Annotated in this window: 19 protein-coding genes, 2 tRNA genes and 1 pseudogene; 7 read left to right on the top strand and 15 right to left on the bottom strand. The window is 59.8% G+C overall.

Annotated features, from left to right (window positions below):
- Positions 1-7: 7 nt before the first annotated feature.
- Positions 8-1,582, bottom strand: a complete 1,575-nt coding sequence (locus DM872_RS26470) for a nuclease-related domain-containing DEAD/DEAH box helicase (RefSeq protein ID WP_179062177.1) — start codon at positions 1,580-1,582, stop codon at positions 8-10.
- 257 nt (positions 1,583-1,839) lie between these two features.
- On the opposite strand from DM872_RS26470, the pseudogene DM872_RS30590 reads away from it, so the two are divergent.
- Positions 1,840-1,941: pseudogene (locus DM872_RS30590) on the top strand (hypothetical protein); the annotation flags it as partial.
- Positions 1,942-2,048: 107 nt separating this feature from the next.
- On the opposite strand, the gene DM872_RS26465 reads toward DM872_RS30590, so the two are convergent.
- The 11 genes from DM872_RS26465 to DM872_RS26415 form a co-directional block, all read right to left on the bottom strand.
- Positions 2,049-2,825, bottom strand: coding sequence for a DUF429 domain-containing protein (locus DM872_RS26465; RefSeq protein ID WP_256873480.1), 777 nt, complete (start codon positions 2,823-2,825; stop codon positions 2,049-2,051).
- A 182-nt stretch (positions 2,826-3,007) separates the two neighbouring features.
- Positions 3,008-3,084 (bottom strand) — tRNA-Pro (locus DM872_RS26460).
- A gap of 87 nt (positions 3,085-3,171) precedes the next feature.
- Positions 3,172-3,528: a MerR family transcriptional regulator gene (locus DM872_RS26455; RefSeq protein WP_016493505.1), complete on the bottom strand. Its 357-nt coding sequence runs from the start codon at positions 3,526-3,528 to the stop codon at positions 3,172-3,174.
- The gene (gene ihfA / locus DM872_RS26450; RefSeq protein ID WP_003282572.1) at positions 3,509-3,811 is read right to left on the bottom strand and encodes an integration host factor subunit alpha; all 303 of its coding nucleotides are present in this window, start codon (positions 3,809-3,811) and stop codon (positions 3,509-3,511) included. Before ihfA ends, DM872_RS26455 begins: the two co-directional genes overlap by 20 nt.
- 3 nt (positions 3,812-3,814) lie before the next feature.
- Positions 3,815-6,193: a phenylalanine--tRNA ligase subunit beta gene (pheT, locus tag DM872_RS26445; protein WP_179062176.1), complete on the bottom strand. Its 2,379-nt coding sequence runs from the start codon at positions 6,191-6,193 to the stop codon at positions 3,815-3,817.
- Positions 6,194-6,370: 177 nt separating this feature from the next.
- Positions 6,371-7,387: a phenylalanine--tRNA ligase subunit alpha gene (gene pheS, locus DM872_RS26440; protein WP_077526030.1), complete on the bottom strand. Its 1,017-nt coding sequence runs from the start codon at positions 7,385-7,387 to the stop codon at positions 6,371-6,373.
- 94 nt (positions 7,388-7,481) lie between these two features.
- On the bottom strand, positions 7,482-7,838 hold the full coding sequence (gene rplT, locus DM872_RS26435; protein WP_016493508.1) for a 50S ribosomal protein L20: 357 nt from the start codon (positions 7,836-7,838) through the stop codon (positions 7,482-7,484).
- A 28-nt stretch (positions 7,839-7,866) separates the two neighbouring features.
- On the bottom strand, positions 7,867-8,061 hold the full coding sequence (rpmI, locus tag DM872_RS26430) for a 50S ribosomal protein L35 (RefSeq protein ID WP_069084432.1): 195 nt from the start codon (positions 8,059-8,061) through the stop codon (positions 7,867-7,869).
- Between the two features lie 61 nt (positions 8,062-8,122).
- Entirely contained in the window at positions 8,123-8,674 is a 552-nt protein-coding gene (gene infC / locus DM872_RS26425; protein WP_179062201.1) for a translation initiation factor IF-3, read from the bottom strand.
- Positions 8,674-10,596 carry a threonine--tRNA ligase gene (gene thrS / locus DM872_RS26420; protein WP_179062175.1) on the bottom strand — a complete coding sequence of 641 codons (1,923 nt, stop codon included), beginning with the start codon at positions 10,594-10,596 and terminating at the stop codon, positions 8,674-8,676. The genes infC and thrS overlap by 1 nt, the downstream gene beginning before the upstream one ends.
- A 227-nt stretch (positions 10,597-10,823) precedes the next feature.
- A tRNA-Val gene (locus DM872_RS26415) sits at positions 10,824-10,900 on the bottom strand.
- A 184-nt stretch (positions 10,901-11,084) separates the two neighbouring features.
- On the opposite strand from DM872_RS26415, the gene DM872_RS26410 reads away from it, so the two are divergent.
- Positions 11,085-12,368: an NAD(P)/FAD-dependent oxidoreductase gene (locus DM872_RS26410; RefSeq protein WP_179062174.1), complete on the top strand. Its 1,284-nt coding sequence runs from the start codon at positions 11,085-11,087 to the stop codon at positions 12,366-12,368.
- 58 nt (positions 12,369-12,426) lie between these two features.
- On the opposite strand, the gene DM872_RS26405 is transcribed toward DM872_RS26410, so the two are convergent.
- Positions 12,427-13,095 (bottom strand): PA2778 family cysteine peptidase, encoded by a 669-nt coding sequence (locus tag DM872_RS26405; RefSeq protein ID WP_179062173.1) that lies wholly within the window; start codon positions 13,093-13,095, stop codon positions 12,427-12,429.
- A gap of 315 nt (positions 13,096-13,410) precedes the next feature.
- Between DM872_RS26405 and DM872_RS26400 the strand changes: the two genes are divergently transcribed.
- The 5 genes from DM872_RS26400 (at position 13,411) to DM872_RS26380 (ending at position 16,956) form a co-directional block, all read left to right on the top strand.
- Positions 13,411-13,680, top strand: coding sequence for a hypothetical protein (locus tag DM872_RS26400; RefSeq protein WP_179062172.1), 270 nt, complete (start codon positions 13,411-13,413; stop codon positions 13,678-13,680).
- Between the two features lie 185 nt (positions 13,681-13,865).
- Positions 13,866-14,573, top strand: a complete 708-nt coding sequence (locus tag DM872_RS26395) for a DUF421 domain-containing protein (RefSeq protein WP_179062171.1) — start codon at positions 13,866-13,868, stop codon at positions 14,571-14,573.
- A complete protein-coding gene (locus tag DM872_RS26390) occupies positions 14,570-15,607 on the top strand; it encodes a DNA topoisomerase IB (protein ID WP_179062170.1) in 1,038 nt (345 codons plus the stop codon). The genes DM872_RS26395 and DM872_RS26390 overlap by 4 nt, the downstream gene beginning before the upstream one ends.
- 88 nt (positions 15,608-15,695) lie before the next feature.
- A complete protein-coding gene (locus tag DM872_RS26385) occupies positions 15,696-16,703 on the top strand; it encodes a GlxA family transcriptional regulator (RefSeq protein WP_179062169.1) in 1,008 nt (335 codons plus the stop codon).
- 10 nt (positions 16,704-16,713) lie between these two features.
- The gene (locus tag DM872_RS26380) at positions 16,714-16,956 is read left to right on the top strand and encodes a DUF1272 domain-containing protein (RefSeq protein ID WP_179062168.1); all 243 of its coding nucleotides are present in this window, start codon (positions 16,714-16,716) and stop codon (positions 16,954-16,956) included.
- A 60-nt stretch (positions 16,957-17,016) separates the two neighbouring features.
- Here the strand turns inward: DM872_RS26380 and nfuA are convergent, their stop codons facing one another.
- Positions 17,017-17,601, bottom strand: a complete 585-nt coding sequence (gene nfuA, locus DM872_RS26375; RefSeq protein WP_179062167.1) for a Fe-S biogenesis protein NfuA — start codon at positions 17,599-17,601, stop codon at positions 17,017-17,019.
- 94 nt (positions 17,602-17,695) lie between these two features.
- Positions 17,696-19,942 (bottom strand): fatty acid cis/trans isomerase, encoded by a 2,247-nt coding sequence (locus DM872_RS26370; protein ID WP_256873485.1) that lies wholly within the window; start codon positions 19,940-19,942, stop codon positions 17,696-17,698.
- Positions 19,943-19,965 lie beyond the last annotated feature (23 nt).

Below are 19,965 nucleotides of genomic sequence, written 5' to 3'. Positions count from 1 at the left end.
ATGCGAATTACTTCCGTTCGAATGAATTCCTGATCAACGCCTTGAGAAAAGCCCCGAACTCTGGCTGAACCAGCAGCTGGAGAGACGCTGATGCCCTTGACATACCGATGTAGAGCAGTGACTCCCCACGTTGATCTGTAGGCAGTAGGTGCAAATCGACGAGAAATACCACTCGAGCCTCAAGCCCACGGAAAGCTGATATGCCGCACACCACGCCGTGAACTGATGACTGAATCTCCCCCTCCAACGAGAGTGGTCGGAAAAGGCCTCGCATTTGCTGGAGCACTTTCTTGCAAGTCGGCCCAAGTTCAGCGCCAGCCCCAAGTACCGCCATCTCTGATGGCCGAACCCCATCCTCAAGCATAAATTCGATCAGTCTTCTGACTGCTGCCAGCTCGCCATCGGTGTTCCCGACAGAATGAAAGCCAACTTTAATACCAAATCCATCGATCTGAGAAATGCCGACATCCGCATCAAGAAATGCCCTGATCGAATTGACGATTTCGCGAGTGGAGCGAACATTCCTTGTCAGGACCACACCAGCCGAATTACAAGCGAGGGACTTCAGACATTCCGAATCAGGCGCGAAACTAGTGAATTGAAGATTCGGATCCATGAACCATCGCCATCTCCCACCTGAAACGCCCCCGGGTAGCTGACGGAAAAGCATCTCCATGCGATCCGGTTGTGCGAAGTCTTGGCCTTCATCCACGATTAATGTGTCAGTACCAATCGGCAAAGAATCCGAAACAACAGGAATACCAAAAGCGCTCATTCGGCTTCGAAGCGCGGCCGAGAGAGGCGTTCCGCTCACCACTATCGCCGGCGTTCGACCGGCGGCTCTTTCAGCCCGCGCACAAAGCGCAACCAATTCAGTCTTGCCGGTTCCAGCGCCGCCGGAAATGCAGAGTCTAGAATTGACCTCCAGGCTTTCAAGGATCGCGAACTGCTGCTCCGTCAAACGTATCGCCTCCTCTTGCGTAGACCTAACTACAAGACCTAGCGAGGTGGCCGCACTCAGCTCTGGAACGAGAATCTCGCGAATCCGATCAATATCCGCATCTTCGAGCGCAAAGTCCTTCGGCTTATGCTGATCGAAGGGAAGATTTATCAGCCAATCCTGGAATGAACTTAATTCGCTGCAAGTCAGGTTATTTGCAAGCCGGGAAGTCGGTAGTTCCGCTACATTTTTCTTGAAACTACAGTAGGGAAATACCACCCCCCACCGACTACGGACCTTCTTGTCAAGGTGCTTCGCCAGCAGTTTCTCTAATGCGACGGCTGCCGACATCGCCTGACGGGCAGGCCCCTCTGTCGAAGTAATTGCTTGGCCCCGAGCATTCTCGTAACGCCACACCTTGCCAGCAAGACTCACGGAGCCGCCCTTGACCTCCAGCAGCGTCACTCCTGATCGAGAAACGATAATAAAATCAGCCTCTCCCCAGCGCTTGTACTCGTGCTCTGGCAGATTTACAGAGTGAACAGCGAAGCCGTGCCTGTCGGGAACCTTTGCGAGCAGATCGTAGACCCTTGCCTCGCCCTTGAGTCTTGGTCGCAGCTGATAGCGGGGAAAAATGTCCAAAGTAGTCCCTTACCGCACGTTTATGCACTAAGGGTAAGCTAATCTCTATTGGCAACCAATTGGAAATGGGAAAAGAAAAATGCAAGCACGAAAAAGGCCGGTTCATTTCTGAACCGGCCTTTCTCTGAATATGGTCGGGAAGAAAAGGGGGACAGATTTATATTCTCTACTCTAAACGCCCGTTTCTGGCCCAGGCTGTTAAAAAACGTGGCCAGCGACCTTGTTATGCTGCCGTCGGGCTTCAAAGCGGGCGGCCCATGAAGCGTTTCATCCAGAGAGCGTGTCGAGGCCAAAGCACGCAGCTGCCCCAGAGCCTGGATGATTACGTGGCGAACACCAATCCGGTGCGAGTGGTCGATGAAGGGGTGCTACGTGCCCGGATGCAGAGACGGCGGAGCATCTGAGGGCGCGACTAGAGTAATTCTTCTCCACCGAGAAATGCGGCCGGTATGACGCCGGCACGCGACTACTTTTCGGACTGGGCGGCGAGCCCATCGGCAGGAACAAAGATCCAGCCCTCTCTTTCGGGCGCATCTGCACAAGGCTGCGCGAGTAGCTCCGGCTGGGAGTGGAATACCCAGGCGATCAGCGCACAGGCCAACGCATCCCACTGATCGACATGCCCCAGATGCGGCGGACGACCATAGAACTGCAGCAAATCACGCATCACTGTCGAGCGCTTACCAGAGGCTGGGTAGGCCTCGATGACGCGTAGATGCTGGTTGTCCGTCCACACGCCACAGCGCTCGATGTAGGGCGCAAACCGCGCGAGCACATGCATGCCCTTGGTCGCCTGGCTACCGATCATGTCCTTGACTGCCGAGAGCGGGCTAAGCCCCCGCTCGAAGAGGAAGCGCTCGGTGTGCCGGAACAGATAAGGGTTGCTCGAAGAGTTCTCGATCGGGCCGGTCGCCCTACCTTGCATGATCAGATCAATGAAGGCGCTGGAGAATCCAAGGGGCGTATCGATGGCCAACACCACAGGCGCCCGACTGAAGCAGGTGGAATCCAGCTCACACAGCTCAAGAATCTTGGCAATGAACTCTGATGTATTGCCTGACTGGTTGATGCATCTGCGCAGATTGCCGCGCCAGGGCTTTCCCTGGATCTGGCGCTGGGAATCAATCACCACCAGGGCGTCTCGACTGGTGGGGTTCTTGTCGCAGTTCCAGCCACCGACATCCCAGCCGATGAAGATCGGGGATACATCAGTGGTAAGAGGCATGTCTTCGCTTTCGAGCATTTTCGACTTCCCATCAAGCGCTCGCCCATTGCCCGCAGAAAGACTGGAAGCGCTGACTTCACCCATGAATGATGAACACGCAGCAAACCGGCATTACCCAGCTTTTTGTCTAAGTCCTTGCGTGGCCAAATCGCGCATACGAAAAAGGCCGGTTCATTTCTGAACCGGCCTTTCTCTGAATATGGTCGGGACGGAGTGATTCGAACACTCGACCCCTTGCACCCCATGCAAGTGCGCTACCAGGCTGCGCTACGCCCCGACGTTTTGTAGCTCGCTCCGGATCACCGGAAGCGGAGCGAACTATATCTTAAGCTTTTGAATTGTGGAAGGTTTTTTTCAAAAAAATTCACTTCCGCAAAACATGGAGGACGTCCTCGAGCTCGGCAATCATCTGGCGGATGAGCTGCTTGTACTGGGTAGTGTCTTCCTTGGCTTCGTCCCCGGAGAGGCGCTGGCGCGCCCCGCCGATGGTGAAGCCCTGATCGTATAGAAGCGCACGGATCTGCCGAATCATCAGCACATCCTGACGCTGGTAGTAGCGCCTGTTCCCGCGCCGCTTTACTGGGTTGAGCTGGGGAAATTCCTGCTCCCAGTAACGCAGCACGTGGGGCTTGACCGCGCAGAGTTCACTAACTTCGCCAATAGTGAAGTATCGCTTGCCTGGAATCGGCGGCAACTCGTCGTTATGACTTGGTTCCAGCATAAGCTTCGACCCTGGCTTTGAGTTTCTGCCCTGGACGGAAAGTGACCACACGGCGAGCCGTGATCGGGATTTCCTCTCCTGTCTTCGGGTTTCGGCCAGGCCGCTGACGCTTATCGCGCAAGTCGAAATTGCCGAACCCGGACAACTTCACCTGTTCGTTGTGCTCCAGCGCCTGACGGATTTCCTCGAAGAACAGCTCCACCAATTCCTTGGCTTCCCGTTTATTCAGGCCAAGCTCTTCATAAAGACGTTCAGCCATCTCAGCTTTCGTCAGAGCCCCCATACGCTACTTCCTTAACGTGGCATTGAACCTGTCTTCCAGCGAGGTGACGATGTTTTGCGTTGTGTTGTTCACCTCATCGTCAGTAAGAGTGCGCGATGGATGCTGCCAGGTCAAGCCGACCGCCAAGCTTTTTCTAAGCGGATCAATGCCTTTACCGTGATACACGTCAAATAGCCTGAGGTCAGTGAGCCATTCGCCCGCAGCCTCACGGATGGTGGCGAGTACCGACTCGGCGGCAACGTCGCGATCCACCAGCAGGGCAAGGTCACGGCGCACTTCAGGGAAGCGCGACAGCTCGCTGAACTTCGGCAGCTTGCCTTGCATCACTTCAGCCAGTACCAGCTCGAACATGTAGACCGGCTGATCCAGGTCCAGGGCCTTGGCAAGTTCCGGATGCAGCGCACCGAGGAAACCTACCAGGCGCCCTTCTCTTTCGATGCGAGCGGTCTGGCCCGGATGCAGGGCAGGATGCTCACCCGCTACGAAGCTGAAGGCACCCAGGTCGCCAGCGGCACCGAGGATGGCTTCTACATCTGCCTTGGCATCATAGAAGTCGACGGCGTCACGGCCGTTGGCCCAGCTTACCGGCAGACGGGAACCACAGATCACACCCGCGAGCATGGGCTCCTGTTTCAGGCCTTCGAGTTGACCCACGAAACGCAGACCGCTTTCGAACAGGCGAACACGGGATTGCTGACGATTGAGGTTGTGCTGCAACGCGCTCACGAGACCTGGCCACAGCGAAGAACGCATGGCAGCCATATCCGCGGAGATGGGGTTGGCCAGCATCAGCGGCTTAACGCCCGGGTTGAACAGCTCGAACAACTTCGGATCGATGAAGCTGTAGGTAATGGCTTCGTGGTAGCCACGGGCTACGAGCAGGCGGCGCAGGGCCGGTAGCTCAACAGCACCTTCGGCACGAGCACGCGGGGCAAGACGGGCTTGCGGGTAGCGAACCGGCAGGCGGTTGTAGCCATAAAGGCGACCCAGCTCTTCGATCAGATCCACTTCGAGGCTGATGTCGAAGCGATGACTCGGCACTTCAACACGCCACTGACCGGCACCTTCAGCGGTGACTTTCAGATCCAACGCAGTAAGCAGACGCTCGATTTCGGCAGCGTCCATTTCCATACCCAACATCTGGGTGATGCGCTCAGCACGCAGGGTAACCGGAGCCACATTCGGCAGGCTTTCCTGGCTGGCCGCCTCGATGATCGGGCCCGCTTCGCCGCCGACGATTTCCAGCAGCAGGCCAGTGGCGCGCTCCATGGCTTCGCGAGCCAGTTGGAAGTCGACGCCACGCTCGAAGCGGTGCGACGAGTCGGTATGCAGGCCATAGGAACGGGCCTTGCCGGCAACGGCGATGGTGTCGAAGAACGCCGCTTCGAGGAACAGGTCGCGAGTCTTGTCGCTGACGCCGCTGTGCTCACCACCCATGACACCTGCGATGGCCAGGGCACGAGTGTGGTCGGCGATGACCAGGGTGTCGGCGCGCAGGCTGACTTCCTGACCGTCGAGCAGGACGAGTTTCTCGCCCTCCTCCGCCATGCGCACACGGACGCCGCCATTGATTTCGGCGAGATCGAACGCGTGCATGGGCTGGCCGAGTTCAAGCATCACGTAGTTGGTGATGTCGACGGCAGCATCGATGGAACGCACTTCGGAACGACGCAGGCGCTCAACCATCCACAACGGAGTCGGGCGGGACAGGTCGACATTGCGGATCACGCGGCCGAGATAGCGCGGACAGGCAGCCGGAGCGGTCACTTCGACCGGACGGACTTCGTCATGGGCTGGTGCAACGGCGGGAACTTGCGGACGAGTCACCGGGGCAGCGTAGAGCGCACCCACTTCACGGGCCAGGCCGGACATGCTCAGGCAATCGCCGCGGTTCGGGGTCAGGCCCAGTTCGATGATCACGTCATCCAGGCCCAGGTACGCACGAATGTCCTGGCCTACCGGAGCATCATCAGCCAGCTCCATCAGACCGTCATGGTCATCGCTGATCTGCAGTTCGGAAGCCGAGCAGAGCATGCCGTTGGACTCAACGCCACGCAGCTTGGCCTTCTTGATCTTGAAGTCGCCCGGCAGCTCAGCACCGATCACGGCGAAAGGAATCTTCAGGCCAGGGCGCACGTTAGGCGCGCCGCACACGACCTGGAGGGTCTCACTGCCATTGCTCACCTGGCAGACGCGCAGCTTGTCGGCGTCCGGGTGTTGTTCGGTGCTCAGCACCTCGCCCACGACCACACCGCTGAAGGCGCCCGCTACCGGAGTAACGCTGTCGACTTCGAGGCCAGCCATGGACAGACGAGCGACCAGCTCATCACGGGAAACCTGCGGGCTGACCCAGCTCCGCAGCCAGTGTTCACTGAATTTCATCCTCTTCTCCTAGAGCCTGCTCAACGCCTGCTGCGCGTCGGCTCTGCTGCGTTAAAAGCAGGCTCAAAATGCTCATTTACAACGCGTAAACTGCGCTTTTTCGCCTGCTTTTGCCTTGCATAGCTCTAGCTCGCAAGGCGTTGAAACAGGCTCTGGATTCGTTTCGGACGCTGCGACCTAGCGGAATTGCGCGAGGAAGCGCAGGTCGTTGTCGAAGAACAGGCGCAAGTCGTTGACGCCATAGCGCAGCATGGCCAAGCGCTCTACGCCCATGCCGAAGGCGAAGCCCTGGTACTTCTCCGGATCGATGCCGGACATGCGCAGCACGTTCGGGTGCACCATGCCGCAGCCCATCACTTCCAGCCAGCCGGTCTGCTTGCACACGCGGCAGCCTTTGCCGGAGCACATCACGCATTGCATGTCGACTTCGGCCGACGGCTCGGTGAACGGGAAGAAGGAGGGACGGAAACGTACGCCAAGGTCCTTCTCGAAGAACACACGCAGGAACTCTTCGATGGTGCCCTTGAGGTCGGCGAAGCTGATGCCTTCGTCTACCAGCAGGCCTTCGACCTGGTGGAACATCGGCGAGTGGGTGATATCCGAGTCACAGCGGTAGACGCGGCCGGGGCAGACGATGCGGATCGGCGGCTGCTGCGACTCCATGGTGCGGACCTGTACCGGAGAAGTGTGGGTACGCAGCAGCATGTTCGCGTTGAAATAGAAGGTGTCGTGCATTGCCCGGGCCGGGTGGTGGCCGGGAATGTTGAGCGCTTCGAAGTTGTGATAGTCGTCTTCGACCTCGGGGCCTTCGGCGATGCCGTAGCCTATCCGAGTGAAGAACTGCTCGACCCGCTCCAGGGTACGAGTCACCGGATGCAGGCCGCCGGAGGCCTGACCGCGACCCGGCAGGGTCACGTCGATACGTTCGGCCGCGAGCTTGGCGGTCAGGGCAGCCTGCTCAAGCGACTCTTTGCGGGTGTTCAAGGCATCCTGAACGCGCTCCTTGGCGGCGTTGATCAGGGCGCCGACCTTGGGACGCTCTTCAGCCGGCAGATCGCCCAGGGTCTTCATCACCTGGGTCAGCTCGCCTTTCTTGCCAAGGTAGTGAACGCGAATCTGCTCCAGGGCATTCACGTCTTCAGTTTGCTGCACGGCCTCAAGCGCTTGCGAGACCAGCGCATCCAGATTTTCCATTTACTGACTCCAGATACGAAATAGGGGAAGAGCGCAAGGCCCTTCCCCTATCGGTGACGTTTAGCACCGGGCAAGCCCGGTGATTGTCGGGGACTTAAGCCAGAACGGCCTTAGCTTTCTCGACAATCGCAGCAAACGCCGCTTTTTCGTTCACTGCCAGGTCGGCCAGAACCTTACGGTCGATCTCGATGGCCGCTTTTTTCAGGCCAGCGATCAGGCGGCTGTAGGACAGACCGTTCTGACGAGCACCAGCGTTGATACGAGCGATCCACAGAGCGCGGAACTGACGCTTGCGCTGACGGCGGTCACGGTAGGCGTATTGGCCAGCCTTGATTACCGCCTGCTTGGCAACGCGGAACACGCGGCTGCGTGCGCCGTAGTAGCCTTTGGCGAGTTTCAGAATCTTTTTGTGACGCTTACGAGCGATGACGCCACGCTTAACACGAGCCATGAGTAATTTCCTCTAGAATCTTGACCGATTAACGAACGCGCAGCATGCGCTCTACTTTGCGGACGTCAGACGGGTGCACCTGGGTGCAACCGCGCAGCTGACGCTTACGCTTGGTAGTCATTTTGGTCAGGATGTGGCTCTTGAAAGCGTGCTTGTGCTTGAAGCCGGAAGCAGTCTTCTTGAAGCGCTTCGCAGCACCGCTCTTGGTTTTCATCTTTGGCATGTTCGGATACTCCGCATTCAATCAATACATATAACCGCAAGGCCTGCCAGTGCCCTGGGGGTTATTTTCGCTTTTTGGGGGCGATGACCATCATCAGCTGGCGTCCTTCCAGCTTAGGATGCTGTTCTACGGTGCCGAATTCGGCGAGGTCGGCTTCGACCCGCTTCAACAACTCCATACCCAGCTCCTGGTGGGCCATCTCACGACCGCGGAATCGCAGGGATACCTTGGCCTTGTCCCCATCACTAAGGAAACGTACCAGGTTGCGTAGTTTTACCTGGTAATCCCCTTCTTCCGTCCCTGGACGAAACTTGATTTCTTTAATCTGCTGCTGGTGCTGGTTCTTCTTCGCTGCCGCAGCCTGCTTCTTCTTCTCGAAGAGGTGTTTGCCGTAATCCATGATCCGGCAAACAGGCGGCACGGCATCGGCAGAAATCTCTACCAGATCCAGCTTGGCTTCTTCAGCAGCGCGAAGCGCTTCATCAATCGAGACGACGCCAATCTGCTGGCCGTCAGCACCAATCAACCGCACCTCACGAGCCGAGATATTCTCGTTGATCGGGGCCTTCGGTTGAGTCCGCTTGTCCTGTCTCATTTCACGCTTAATAGTGATTACTCCAATTCTTGGCGACCACGCCGGGAAACCGCTTGTGCGAGCGTCTCAGAGAAGCTTTCGAGGGGCATGGAACCCAGGTCGACACCCTCGCGGGTGCGCACAGCAACGGATCGAGTCTCAACCTCCCGGTCTCCAATAACCAAGAGATAGGGAACCTTGAGCAAAGTATGCTCGCGGATTTTAAAGCCGATTTTTTCGTTTCTCAAGTCGGACTTGGCACGGAACCCGCTTTCGTTGAGGGTTTTCTCGACCTCGACGGCGAAATCGGCCTGCTTGTCGGTGATATTCATGATCACCGCCTGGGTCGGCGCCAGCCAGGCAGGGAACGCGCCAGCGTAGTGCTCGATCAGCATACCGATGAAGCGCTCGAAGGATCCGAGAATCGCGCGGTGCAACATCACCGGGCGCTTACGGTTGTTATCTTCGGCGATATAGCTGGCATCCAGCCGCTCCGGCAGGTTCGGATCGTACTGCAGGGTACCGCACTGCCAGTTACGGCCGAGGCAATCCTTCAGGGTGAATTCGATCTTCGGACCATAGAACGCCCCCTCGCCCGGCTGGTATTCCCACTCCAGACCAGACTCGTTCAGCGCATCCGCCAGGGCACCTTCGGCACGATCCCACAGCTCGTCGGAACCTACCCGCTTGACCGGACGAGTGGACAATTTCATCGAGATATCGACGAAACCGAAGTCCTTGTAGACCTGCAGCGTCAGCTTGATGAAGTCAGCCGCTTCCTTCTTCACCTGATCCTCGGTACAGAAGATGTGCGCATCGTCCTGGGTGAAACCGCGAACGCGCATGATGCCGTGCAGGGCGCCGGACGGCTCATTGCGGTGGCAGGCACCGAACTCCGCCAGACGCAGCGGCAGATCACGATAGGACTTCAGGCCCTGGTTGAAGATCTGAACGTGGCACGGGCAGTTCATCGGCTTGACCGCGTAATCACGGCTTTCCGACGAAGTGGTGAACATGTTCTCGGCGTAGTTCGACCAGTGGCCCGAACGCTCCCACAGAATGCGATCGACGACCTGGGGAGTGCGCACCTCTACATATCCGTGGTCACGCTGGACCTTGCGCATGTACTGCTCAAGCACCTGATAGACGGTCCAGCCGCTCGGATGCCAGAACACCATGCCTGGCGCTTCTTCCTGCAGATGGAACAGGTCCAACTGCTTGCCAATACGGCGATGGTCACGCTTTTCAGCTTCTTCGATGCGCTGAACATAGGCAGCCAGCTGCTTCTTGTCAGCCCAGGCGGTGCCATACACGCGCTGCAGCTGCTCGTTCTTCGAGTCGCCACGCCAGTAGGCGCCAGAAATCTTGGTCAGCTTGAATGCCTTGAGGAAGCGAGTATTCGGCACGTGCGGGCCACGGCACATGTCCACGTACTCCTCATGGAAGTACAGGCCCATGGCCTTCTCGTCAGGCATGTCATCGACCAGGCGAAGCTTGTATTCCTCGCCACGCGACTTGAACAGCTCGATGACGTCGGCCCGCGGAGTCATCTTCTTGATGACGTCGTAGTCCTTCTCGATCAGCTCAGCCATACGCTTTTCGATGGCCGCCATGTCTTCCGGCGTGAAGGGCCGCTCGAACGCGATGTCGTAATAGAAGCCTTCTTCAATGACCGGACCGATCACCATCTTGGCGGTCGGATAGAGTTGCTTGACCGCGTGGCCAACCAGGTGCGCGCAGGAATGGCGAATGATCTCCAGCCCGTCTTCGTCCTTGGGGGTCACAATCTGCAGCGAGGCATCGTCTTCGATCAGATCGCAAGCATCTACCAGCTTGCCGTTGACCTTGCCGGCCAGGGTTGCCTTGGCCAGGCCCGCACCGATGGACTGAGCCACTTCGAGTACGGATACGGGTTTATCGAAAGTACGCTGACTGCCGTCAGGAAGAGTGATGATGGGCATGGCGCCTCCTCTCCTAGTGGTGACCTCTACCAAAGGCCACATGGGTTGGGATGAGCCAGTACGCGATTCGGTGGTATGCCCGCCATACGGTAGCAGGAGCCTTGCAGCCAACCAGAGCCGAACCAGAGTCACTGGAGGTAATGAAGAGCGGGATGCTTGCAGAAAGCCCGAGCCCCGACAAGCGCCCAATAAAAAAGGGTCACCTGAGTGACCCTTTTTATCGAATTTGGTAGGCACAATTGGATTCGAACCAACGACCCCCACCATGTCAAGGTGGTGCTCTAACCAACTGAGCTATGTGCCTTCGATGGGTGCGCATTCTACGGACTGAGTTTTCCCTGTCAACACCTTTTTTCGCTAACTCTCTGAAAAAGTGGATTTTTTACTGTTCAGCGCCTCGTTGAATATTTTGCACAGAGGCTAGCCGACCCGTTTCAACTCAGGTAGGATCACCACATCTGTAAAAAATAAAAAACAGAGATTCCATTATGACGCACACTCCCTACCCCCAGTCCTATTACGCGTTCTCGGCCAACCCGGTACCGGCACGCCCTGAACTGCAAGGTGAGATCGAAACCGACGTCTGCATTATTGGTGCAGGCTACACCGGTCTCTCCACCGCCCTCTTCCTTCTGGAGAACGGTTTCAAAGTCACCGTGCTCGAGGCTGCGAAGGTGGGCTTCGGCGCATCCGGTCGTAACGGCGGCCAGATCGTCAACAGCTACAGCCGCGACATCGATGCTATCGAGCGCACCGCGAACCCGAAGAACGCCAAGCTGATGGCTGACATGGCGTTCGAAGGCGGCCGCATCATTCGCGACCGCATCAGCAAGTACAACATCCAGTGCGACCTGAAGGATGGCGGCGTATTCGCAGCCTTCACCAAGAAGCAGATGGCGCACCTGGAATCCCAGAAGAAACTGTGGGAGCGCTTCGGCCACAACCAGCTGGAATTGCTGGATGCCAAGGGCATCCGCAAAGTGGCGGCGACCGACAACTATATTGGCGGCATGCTGGACATGAGCGGCGGTCACATCCATCCGCTCAACCTGGCACTGGGCGAAGCCGCAGCCATCGAGTCCCTGGGTGGCGTGATTTACGAGCAGAGCCCTGCGACCCGCATCGAGCGTGGCGCCAATCCGGTGATCCACACCCCGAAAGGCCGCGTGAAGGCGAAGTTCGTGGTGGTAGCCGGCAACGCCTACATGGGCAACCTGGTTCCCGAACTGGCCAGCAAATCCATGCCTTGCGGCACCCAGGTGGTCACCACCGAGCCGCTGTCGGATGAAGTGGCCAAGTCCCTGCTGCCGCAAGACTACTGCGTCGAGGACTGCAACTACCTGCTGGACTACTACCGTCTTTCCGGCGACAAGCGCCTGATCTACGGCGGCGGCGTGGTATACGGTGCCCGTGACCCGGCGAACATCGAAGCCATCATCCGTCCGAAGATGCTGAAGACCTTCCCGCAGCTGAAGAACGTGAAGATCGACTTCGCCTGGACCGGCAACTTCCTGCTGACCCTGTCGCGCCTGCCCCAGGTCGGCCGGATCGGCGACAACATCTACTACTCCCAGGGCTGCAGCGGCCACGGCGTCACCTACACCCACATCGCCGGCAAGGTGATCGCCGAAACCCTGCGTGGCCAGGCCGAGCGCTTCGACGCTTTTGCCAGCCTGCCGCATTACCCCTTCCCGGGTGGCCGCGTGTTCCGCGTGCCCTTCACCGCGATGGGTGCCTGGTACTACACCATGCGCGACAAGCTGGGCGTCTGATCCGCCTGCAAATGAAAACGGCGCCCCAGGGCGCCGTTTTTATTTCCGTGCTCGCCGATCAGGGCATCTGCAAGCGCGCCATCTTCGCGGCATTGACCTGGCCAGCCGCGGCAAGATCATCGGCCGCCTTCAGCCAGCGAGCCCTCTCCACCGATGCCGGCAACTGATTCGGCGCCTGCACCAGCACCGCCCAATGACCTGCTTCCGCCCAACCCGACTCGAACTCACGGAAGCTCATCAGGGCGCGGCGCTTGTGGCCGTGGCGGAGCAGCACCTGCTGGTTGGTGCGGTCGTAACCGATCAGCAACGCGTAGCGCCAGGACGGCATCCAGCCGAACCCTTCGCGCAGATGCACGAGCACCGGATTGCCCGCGGCCACTTGCTCCAGCAGATCGTCTATCCGGCTACCCAGTGGATAGACCACAAGACCATGCTTGCGCGCCGTCTCCGCCAGCCCATCGCGGAGGGAAGCTTCCTTCTGCGGCAGTTGCAGTTCCTTTTCGATCATGCCCGGCGTGACCTCGTCACCCTGCTGGGTCAGCAAGGCCGCCAACGAAGCCGGCGCGCTCTGGTAGGCGTTCTGAGCGAAGAACGGGACACCGCTCAATTCCACCCGCTCCGGCCCCGAGCGCAGTTTCGGTGACAGCGGCTGGGCGCCACAGCCGGCCAACACGGCAATGCAAGTGGCCACAAGGATGGGACGGAACAGACGGCTCAGGACGGGCACGGCAACACTCGCTGTAGGCAACCTAGAACGGCCGATGATGATACTGGCAGGAGCACGGGCGGTACATCGCGAGAGGAATCGGACCCGATTCGGGACAATGCCGAGCACGCCCTGTATACCCAGCCCCACGAGAAAAACGCACAACGGCCGGTACAAAAATCGCTTACCCATTCATTTCAGCGACAAAAACTTAGTTTTTCACGACGTGCTGTGACTTATCGGTCGAGTCTCGCCATCCACATTCACGACGGTGCAATAAAGGTCTGAAGCCGCGCTGTCACCTTCATTGGGCACAATATGGAGAGACCCCCTCCCATGAATACTCCGCTGCGTTTCAACGAAGCACTGATCATTACCGGCCGTGCGTTCAAACCCTTCCAGTGCGTTGCCTGGGCCCAGCAAGATGGCACCGGCGAACTCAGCATCAGCGTGATCGACCGTACCAACACCCGTCTTCTCGGCCGCTCGAAGATTCCCAGCAGCACCTATTCCGACCCCGAACAACTGGCCAGCATCCTCGAACAATCCCGCGAGGAATTGAGCCGCAAGGGCTACGACCTCGAACCCTGGTCGATGCCTGAGTAAAGGCTTCAGCGCCAGTGCCCAATGCGCGGCGAGCAGGCCTGACCTGCTCGCTCCGGCAAGTTTTCCCCCACGCTTCCCCCTCCTCGCTCGTGCCGCCCGGCCAATGCATGGCGCAAGTCGCCTGAATCCACGGTCTATCCCAGTACTGCCCCGTAAAGCCCTGCTGCGCGCAAGGAGCGGCCTGGATGAACCCATTCGACTGGCAACGCATGCTGCTCCACGAGTTTCCCCTCGGATTCCTCGGCGAAGTGATGCTGCGGTCGTTGTTCGCTTTCATCGTGGTCTTCGCGTTCCTCCGCCTTTCTGGAAGGCGCGGTGTCCGCCAGATTTCGCTGTTCGAAGTCCTGGTCATCCTCACCCTCGGCTCCGCCGCCGGCGATGTGTCGTTCTACGAGGATGTCCCGCTCCTGCCCATACTGGCGGTGTTCGTCACGCTGCTCTGTCTTTATCGCCTCACCACCTACGCCATGGAGCGCAACGCACGATTTGGCGCCTGGATGGAAGGCAAGCCGGTGGTGATCATCAAGGACGGGCTCTACGACACCGAAGCGCTCGGACGGAAAAACATCGCCAGTGACGAGTTTTTCATGGAGCTGCGTCGACAGAACGTCGAGCACCTTGGTCAGGTCCGCCTGGGGATACTCGAGGTCAACGGCGATGTCAGCCTCTATTATTTTGACGAGAGCGAAACGCGCCCTGGTCTCTCCGTCCTGCCGCCTTGTCTGCGCCGTGACCACGCGCGGATTCCCTCCGACGGCCTGTACTCCTGCAACCATTGCGGCATGACCAGCCAGCAACGCGCAGGCGAAAAGCCGTCCTGCCAGCATTGCAACAACGACACCTGGTCAAAGTCCATCGGCCGCAAGCGCCTGACCTCAGCGACCCGCCCATGACAGAACGCAACAACCCGGACTGCCCCATCGACCTGCCCGCACAGTTGCGCTATGTCGACGACGGAATGCCCGGCATTCGACGGCGCCGGCAGCGCGGACGCTTCATTTACCTCGACCCGGAGGGTGCGCGGATTCGCGACCCGGACGAGGTGCGTCGTATCGATCAGCTCGTCATCCCGCCTGCCTATCGCGATGTCTGGATCTGTCCGGACCCGAACGGGCATCTCCAGGCCACCGGTCGAGACGCGCGAGGGCGCAAGCAGTACCGCTATCACCCCTTGTGGAACGAGAACCGGAACAGCGCCAAGTACGAGCGCCTGCTGAGTTTCGGGAGCGCGCTGCCCCAACTCCGCGCCAGGATCGACAAGCACCTCGGCGAGACAGGAATGGGGCGAGACAAAGTCATGGCCACCGTGGTCGCCCTGCTCGATGAGACACTGATTCGGGTCGGCAATCGACGCTACGCGCGGGAGAACAACTCCTATGGGTTGACCACCCTGCGCAATCGCCACATCAACGTAAACGGCAGCCAGATCCGCTTCAGCTTCAAGGGCAAGAGCGGTATCGAGCATGACGTGAGCCTGACCAGCCCCCGCCTGGCAAGAATCCTTCGACGCTGCCTGGACCTCCCCGGACAGCAGCTCTTCCAGTACCTCGATGAAGAGGGCCAACGGCACTCGGTCGGTTCCCATGACGTCAACGACTTCCTGCGCAGCCAGGCCAGCGGTGAGTTCACGGCCAAGGACTACCGAACCTGGGCAGGCAGCGCCTTGGCTCTGGAAGCGTTGCGCAAAGTCGCCCAAAGCACGCCGGACAATCGCACCCAGCACGTAACCGAGATGGTCAAACAGGTAGCCCAACGCCTGGGCAACACCCCTGCCATTTGCCGCAAGTGCTACATCCATCCCGCCGTAGTGGACGCCTTCCTCACTGGCGAACTGGCCGGCTGCAAACGACCACGCAAACGCAAGGGCATGAGTCCGGAAGAAGTCGCCCTGCTCCAGTTTCTCCAGGCCCGACAAACCAGCGACTGAGCTTTTTGGCGAGATTTGTGGGGTTATTGTCATTGTCGCCAGGACACGCTCGCAGCAGACTGGAGTCATCTTTCCTGCCGAGCCGGTCATGGACGCTATCCGCCACATCGCCTGCCTCACCTTCGCCGACGTCATGAGCCTGGACGTGACCGGCCCGCTGCAGGTGTTCGCCTCAGCCAACGACGAGCATGCACGCCATAGCCTTCCGCCTTGCTATGGAATCCACGTGCTGGGGCCCGACGCGGGACCGGTGAAGACCTCCGCCGGCTTCGCCCTGGTGGCCGATCGAGCGTGGCGCGAGGTGGACCCGGCCAGCCTGGACACTCTGCTCATTCCTGGCGGAATGGACATGGAAAGCCAATGCAAGGAAGGCGAACTGCTGGATTGGTTGCGGAATGCGGAGCCCCAGGTGCGGCGCTTCGGCTCCATCTGTTCGGGCGCCCTGATCCTGGCCGCAGCGGGATTGCTGGATGGCCGCCAAGCCACTACCCACTGGGCGGACGTAGCAGCGCTGAGCTGCCATGAGGGAATCGACGTGCACGGCGATCGGCTGCACACCTATGACCCCACAGGCCGGGATGGCGACCCCCACCTCTTCACCTCGGCCGGAGTCACCGCCGGCATCGATCTGGCACTGGCATTGGTGGAAGCCGACCTTGGCCGCCCGATGGCACTGGCGATCGCCCGGCGGCTGGTCCTGTTCCTGCGACGCCCCGGAGGTCAGACGCAGTTCAGCGCGCTGCTCACGCCGGAACCCAGCCGCACGCCCAAGTTGGCTGCTCTATTGGAATGGATTCCGGCCAACCTGGGCGCCGACCTGTCCCTGCAAGCGCTGGCCGCCCAGGCGAAGATGGCACCGCGCAGCCTGTCGCGCACCTTCGCCCAGGAACTGGGTGTGGGCCCCGGCAAGTATGTGGAACGGGTCCGGCTGGAAGCGGCCCGCACCCTACTGCAGGACTCCCAGGCCTCCATCGCCACCGTGGCGCGCCTGACCGGCTTCGGCCACCCGGAAAACCTCCGCCGCACCTTTCACAAGCACCTGTCCGTGGGCCCGCAGGAATACGCGGAACGTTTCGGACGCTCCACCACCGATTGAGGACCTGGCCATGCTCGAACTACGCCCCAACTGCGAATGCTGCGACAAGGACTTGCCCCCTGACTCCGAGCAGGCGCTGATCTGCTCATTCGAATGCACCTTCTGCCGGGACTGCGCCGACCAGCGCCTGCACGGCACCTGCCCCAACTGCGGCGGCGAACTGGTGCGGCGACCCATTCGCCCCAAGGCGAAACTGGCGAAGTTCCCCGCCTCTGCTCAACGCGTCCTGAAGCCTGCCGGCTGCCCGGGCTGAGCTGAACGCCGGCCATGAAAAAGGCGACCCGGAGGTCGCCTTTTTCATATCGCCACTACCTCAGTAGTAGGCGTTTTCCTTGTTGCTGTGATCGGTGACGTCACGTACGCCCTTCAGCTCCGGAATACGCTCCATCAGGGTCTTTTCGACGCCATCCTTCAGCGTCATGTCGACCATGCCGCAACCTTGGCAACCGCCGCCGAACTTCAGCACGGCGATGCCTTCGTCGACGACATCCACCAGGCTGACCTGACCGCCGTGGCTGGCCAGACCGGGGTTGATCTCAGTCTGCAGGTAATAGTTGATGCGCTCGGTGATCGGGCTGTCTTCGTTGACCATCGGGACCTTGGCATTCGGTGCCTTGATGGTCAGTTGGCCGCCCATGCGGTCGGTGGCGTAATCCACCACGGCGTCATCAAGGAAGGGCTCGCTCACGCCATCGATCCAGGCGGTGAAAGCAGCCAGGGCAACCGCATTGTCCTCGGGCTTCTGCTCACCCGGCTTGCAGTAGGCAATGCAGGTTTCGGCGTACTGGGTACCAGGCTGGGTAATGAAGATACGAATGCCGATGCCCGGGGTGTTCTGCTTCTCCAGCAGGTCAGCCAGATAATCCTGGGCAGCTTGGGTAATGGTGATGGCGCTCATGGCAACTCCTCGCAAACATGGGCGCAGTGTACGCCAAAGGGGAACGGGGGTTAAAGCCTTACCAATTTGGTAGGAATTATTCTCGTCCAGTGTTTCAAAGGTTCTGATAGCGATTCATATCCAGTTCGCCGGCCTCGATGGGTTCAGTTTCGCGGATGTAGCCCGCCAGATCGTGGAAGTACGTCCAGAACTGCGGGTGAGTACGACGGATGCCCCAGCGCTCCACAACCTTGTCGAGCGCTGCTCCATCCTTCGCCTGTTCCAGGGCAGCAACGAAGGCTTCGGCTTCTCCCGCCTTGAGACTGAAGATGAAGTTCGGGTAGCTGGACAGCACGCCCGGATACAACGTCAGCGTGTCCAGGCCAGGTTGGTAGCGCAATGCCTCGCCCAGCATGAAGGCCACATTGCTATGGGCCCGGTTGCGCAGGAGGCTGTAGACCTCGCGCCGGCCGTCACTCAGCTCTATCCGGAGCAGCGTCGCTTCCGGCAATTGATCGATCACCTTGAGCCCCGCGGCCGGCCGGCTTACCAGCCTGCTGAGGACCTGCTCCGCATCCTGCAGTTCAGGTGCTATGCCCGATCTGTAGCAATGCCCGTCCTGGCACCGGTTGATCGGATCGGGCCGCGCATTAAGGCCCGCGTAGCGCGTCAGCAGTTCCTGGGCAAAGGCACGTTTCGGGTCCTTCTCGGGCAGCGCCAGCGCGCTAGGGGTGCCGTTATCGATGCTCTGGTAGTCCAGCCACATCTTCACCTTGCCGCTGTTCTGATACCAGTCGCCAAGCAGCGCGGTGCGAGACTCGGCCGGCATCAGGCGAAGGAAGTTGACCTCGGCACCGTTGCGGATCAGATCGAAGTACAGCCTTGTCTGCGCCTGGTGGGAAACGTTGCCGAACACGTCAAAGTTGACCACCAACTGATAATAGGTGCGTTCGAGCAGCGGGTAGTCCATCCACCAGATGGTCTGCGGGATCTCGCCGATCAGCCCTTTGCGCACCGAGGCGCTGTCGTACTGGCGGAAGATGGACAACAGCGCGTTGTCGTTGCCCGTCCAGATATGCGACCAGCTCGGCACCGGCGCATTGGCGTAAGCGTCCATGCGCAGCGCTTCGTACTCGTTGCGCTTGTTGCGGTAGGCGCGCCACAGACCGGGCAGGTCACCAATGTCATCGAACTGACCCGGCATCGCCAGCAACGGCGTTGCCTGCTCGCGGTAGCTGGCATCGGTGATGTACAGGTCATGGCTTGGCGCCTGGAACAACGCCCAGAAGTTGTCGCGAATCACGTCGGTGGCGATCTGGCCACGGCAGACCGGGCCGCGAATGAAGGTCCGCACGAAATATTCGGCGTTATCCAGCATGAACTGGTAGCGCGCCTGTGCCGGGATAGCCTGGAAGGTTTCAAAAGGATTCGCGCGACGCTGGGCGCCGTAGCCGGGCACTTGATCCGCCACCCAGTCACCGGAATAGAAGAGCTCCTTGACCCGCGCCAGCTTCTTCGCGCTCAGCGGATAGGTGATGTGCGTCTTGTGCACGATCACGCCCTGGATAGGCCAAAGGCGGTAGTAGAAGGTGTTGCCCGGGTCTTCATTGGGACGGCGCGTGGCAATGGGGTCGATGGGCTGGCCGCTAGGCGTGCGTGAACGCACCAACTGGAAGAAGTGGCCGGGCTCACCGCCCTCGAAATAGAGATGCGCGAGGAACAGGTGCTCGAACAGCCAGCGACCGACCAGCACTTCCCGCGCTCCCGGCGCGTTCAATAGCGCCTCCCACTCGGCGACCTGACGAGCCTCGGCACTGCTGGGCTGCACCACCTGCTCCTCCACCTTCGCACCCTGCGCCAACCAGCGCTGCAGGGTCTGGTACTCCGCCTCGCTGAGACCGGTGACGGCGAACGGCATGCCGGCCTGGGCGTGCTTGCGCGCGTAGTCTTCGAACTCTGCCGGCAAGGGGCACTGGTTCTGGCGGTTGATGCCGATGTCGAGCTCGGCGGGAAGCTTCTCATTGGCCTTCGGCGGATTGCTGCGGCCCAGCTTCAGCATCCTTGCCATCAGGGCAGCCTGGGCGCCATTGGCGTCGAGCACGGAATGGAAGCCCTTGCGCCGCCAGGCGTCGGCACCCTGAGCATCGAAGTACAAGCGCGTGGTCGCCTGAGCCTTGGTACGGCCGCCGTCATACACCGGCAGCTTGCTGGCGCCCCGCGCGGCACCTTCGGCGCTGCCCAGGTTGAGCTGGCATGGCGAGTCGTAGCAGGCATGGCAGGCCACGCACTTCTGGGTAAAGATCGGCTGGACGTCGCGACTGTAGGAGACCTCCTCAGCCACTGTCGGGCGAATCCACAGCATGAACAGAACAAACAGGGCGACAC

Source organism: Pseudomonas taiwanensis (assembly GCF_013393345.1).
Taxonomy (GTDB): domain Bacteria; phylum Pseudomonadota; class Gammaproteobacteria; order Pseudomonadales; family Pseudomonadaceae; genus Metapseudomonas; species Metapseudomonas resinovorans_C.
This window is presented reverse-complemented; position numbering and strand designations above follow the sequence as displayed.

What these genes read in the sequence shown, in the direction of transcription:
- rplT (WP_016493508.1), bottom strand. Translation starts at nt 7,838, where the DNA reads ATGGCTCGTGTTAAGCGTGGCGTCATCGCTCGTAAGCGTCACAAAAAG.
- DM872_RS26400 (WP_179062172.1), top strand. Translation starts at nt 13,411, where the DNA reads ATGAATACTCCGCTGCGTTTCAACGAAGCACTGATCATTACCGGCCGT.
- DM872_RS26410 (WP_179062174.1), top strand. Translation starts at nt 11,085, where the DNA reads ATGACGCACACTCCCTACCCCCAGTCCTATTACGCGTTCTCGGCCAAC.
- pheT (WP_179062176.1), bottom strand. Translation starts at nt 6,193, where the DNA reads ATGAAATTCAGTGAACACTGGCTGCGGAGCTGGGTCAGCCCGCAGGTT.
- DM872_RS26465 (WP_256873480.1), bottom strand. Translation starts at nt 2,825, where the DNA reads ATGCTCGAAAGCGAAGACATGCCTCTTACCACTGATGTATCCCCGATC.
- DM872_RS26455 (WP_016493505.1), bottom strand. Translation starts at nt 3,528, where the DNA reads ATGCTGGAACCAAGTCATAACGACGAGTTGCCGCCGATTCCAGGCAAG.
- DM872_RS26370 (WP_256873485.1), bottom strand. Translation starts at nt 19,942, where the DNA reads ATGCTGTGGATTCGCCCGACAGTGGCTGAGGAGGTCTCCTACAGTCGC.
- DM872_RS26395 (WP_179062171.1), top strand. Translation starts at nt 13,866, where the DNA reads ATGAACCCATTCGACTGGCAACGCATGCTGCTCCACGAGTTTCCCCTC.
- ihfA (WP_003282572.1), bottom strand. Translation starts at nt 3,811, where the DNA reads ATGGGGGCTCTGACGAAAGCTGAGATGGCTGAACGTCTTTATGAAGAG.
- DM872_RS26380 (WP_179062168.1), top strand. Translation starts at nt 16,714, where the DNA reads ATGCTCGAACTACGCCCCAACTGCGAATGCTGCGACAAGGACTTGCCC.
- DM872_RS26385 (WP_179062169.1), top strand. Translation starts at nt 15,696, where the DNA reads ATGGACGCTATCCGCCACATCGCCTGCCTCACCTTCGCCGACGTCATG.
- DM872_RS26390 (WP_179062170.1), top strand. Translation starts at nt 14,570, where the DNA reads ATGACAGAACGCAACAACCCGGACTGCCCCATCGACCTGCCCGCACAG.
- pheS (WP_077526030.1), bottom strand. Translation starts at nt 7,387, where the DNA reads ATGGAAAATCTGGATGCGCTGGTCTCGCAAGCGCTTGAGGCCGTGCAG.
- thrS (WP_179062175.1), bottom strand. Translation starts at nt 10,596, where the DNA reads ATGCCCATCATCACTCTTCCTGACGGCAGTCAGCGTACTTTCGATAAA.
- nfuA (WP_179062167.1), bottom strand. Translation starts at nt 17,601, where the DNA reads ATGAGCGCCATCACCATTACCCAAGCTGCCCAGGATTATCTGGCTGAC.
- rpmI (WP_069084432.1), bottom strand. Translation starts at nt 8,061, where the DNA reads ATGCCAAAGATGAAAACCAAGAGCGGTGCTGCGAAGCGCTTCAAGAAG.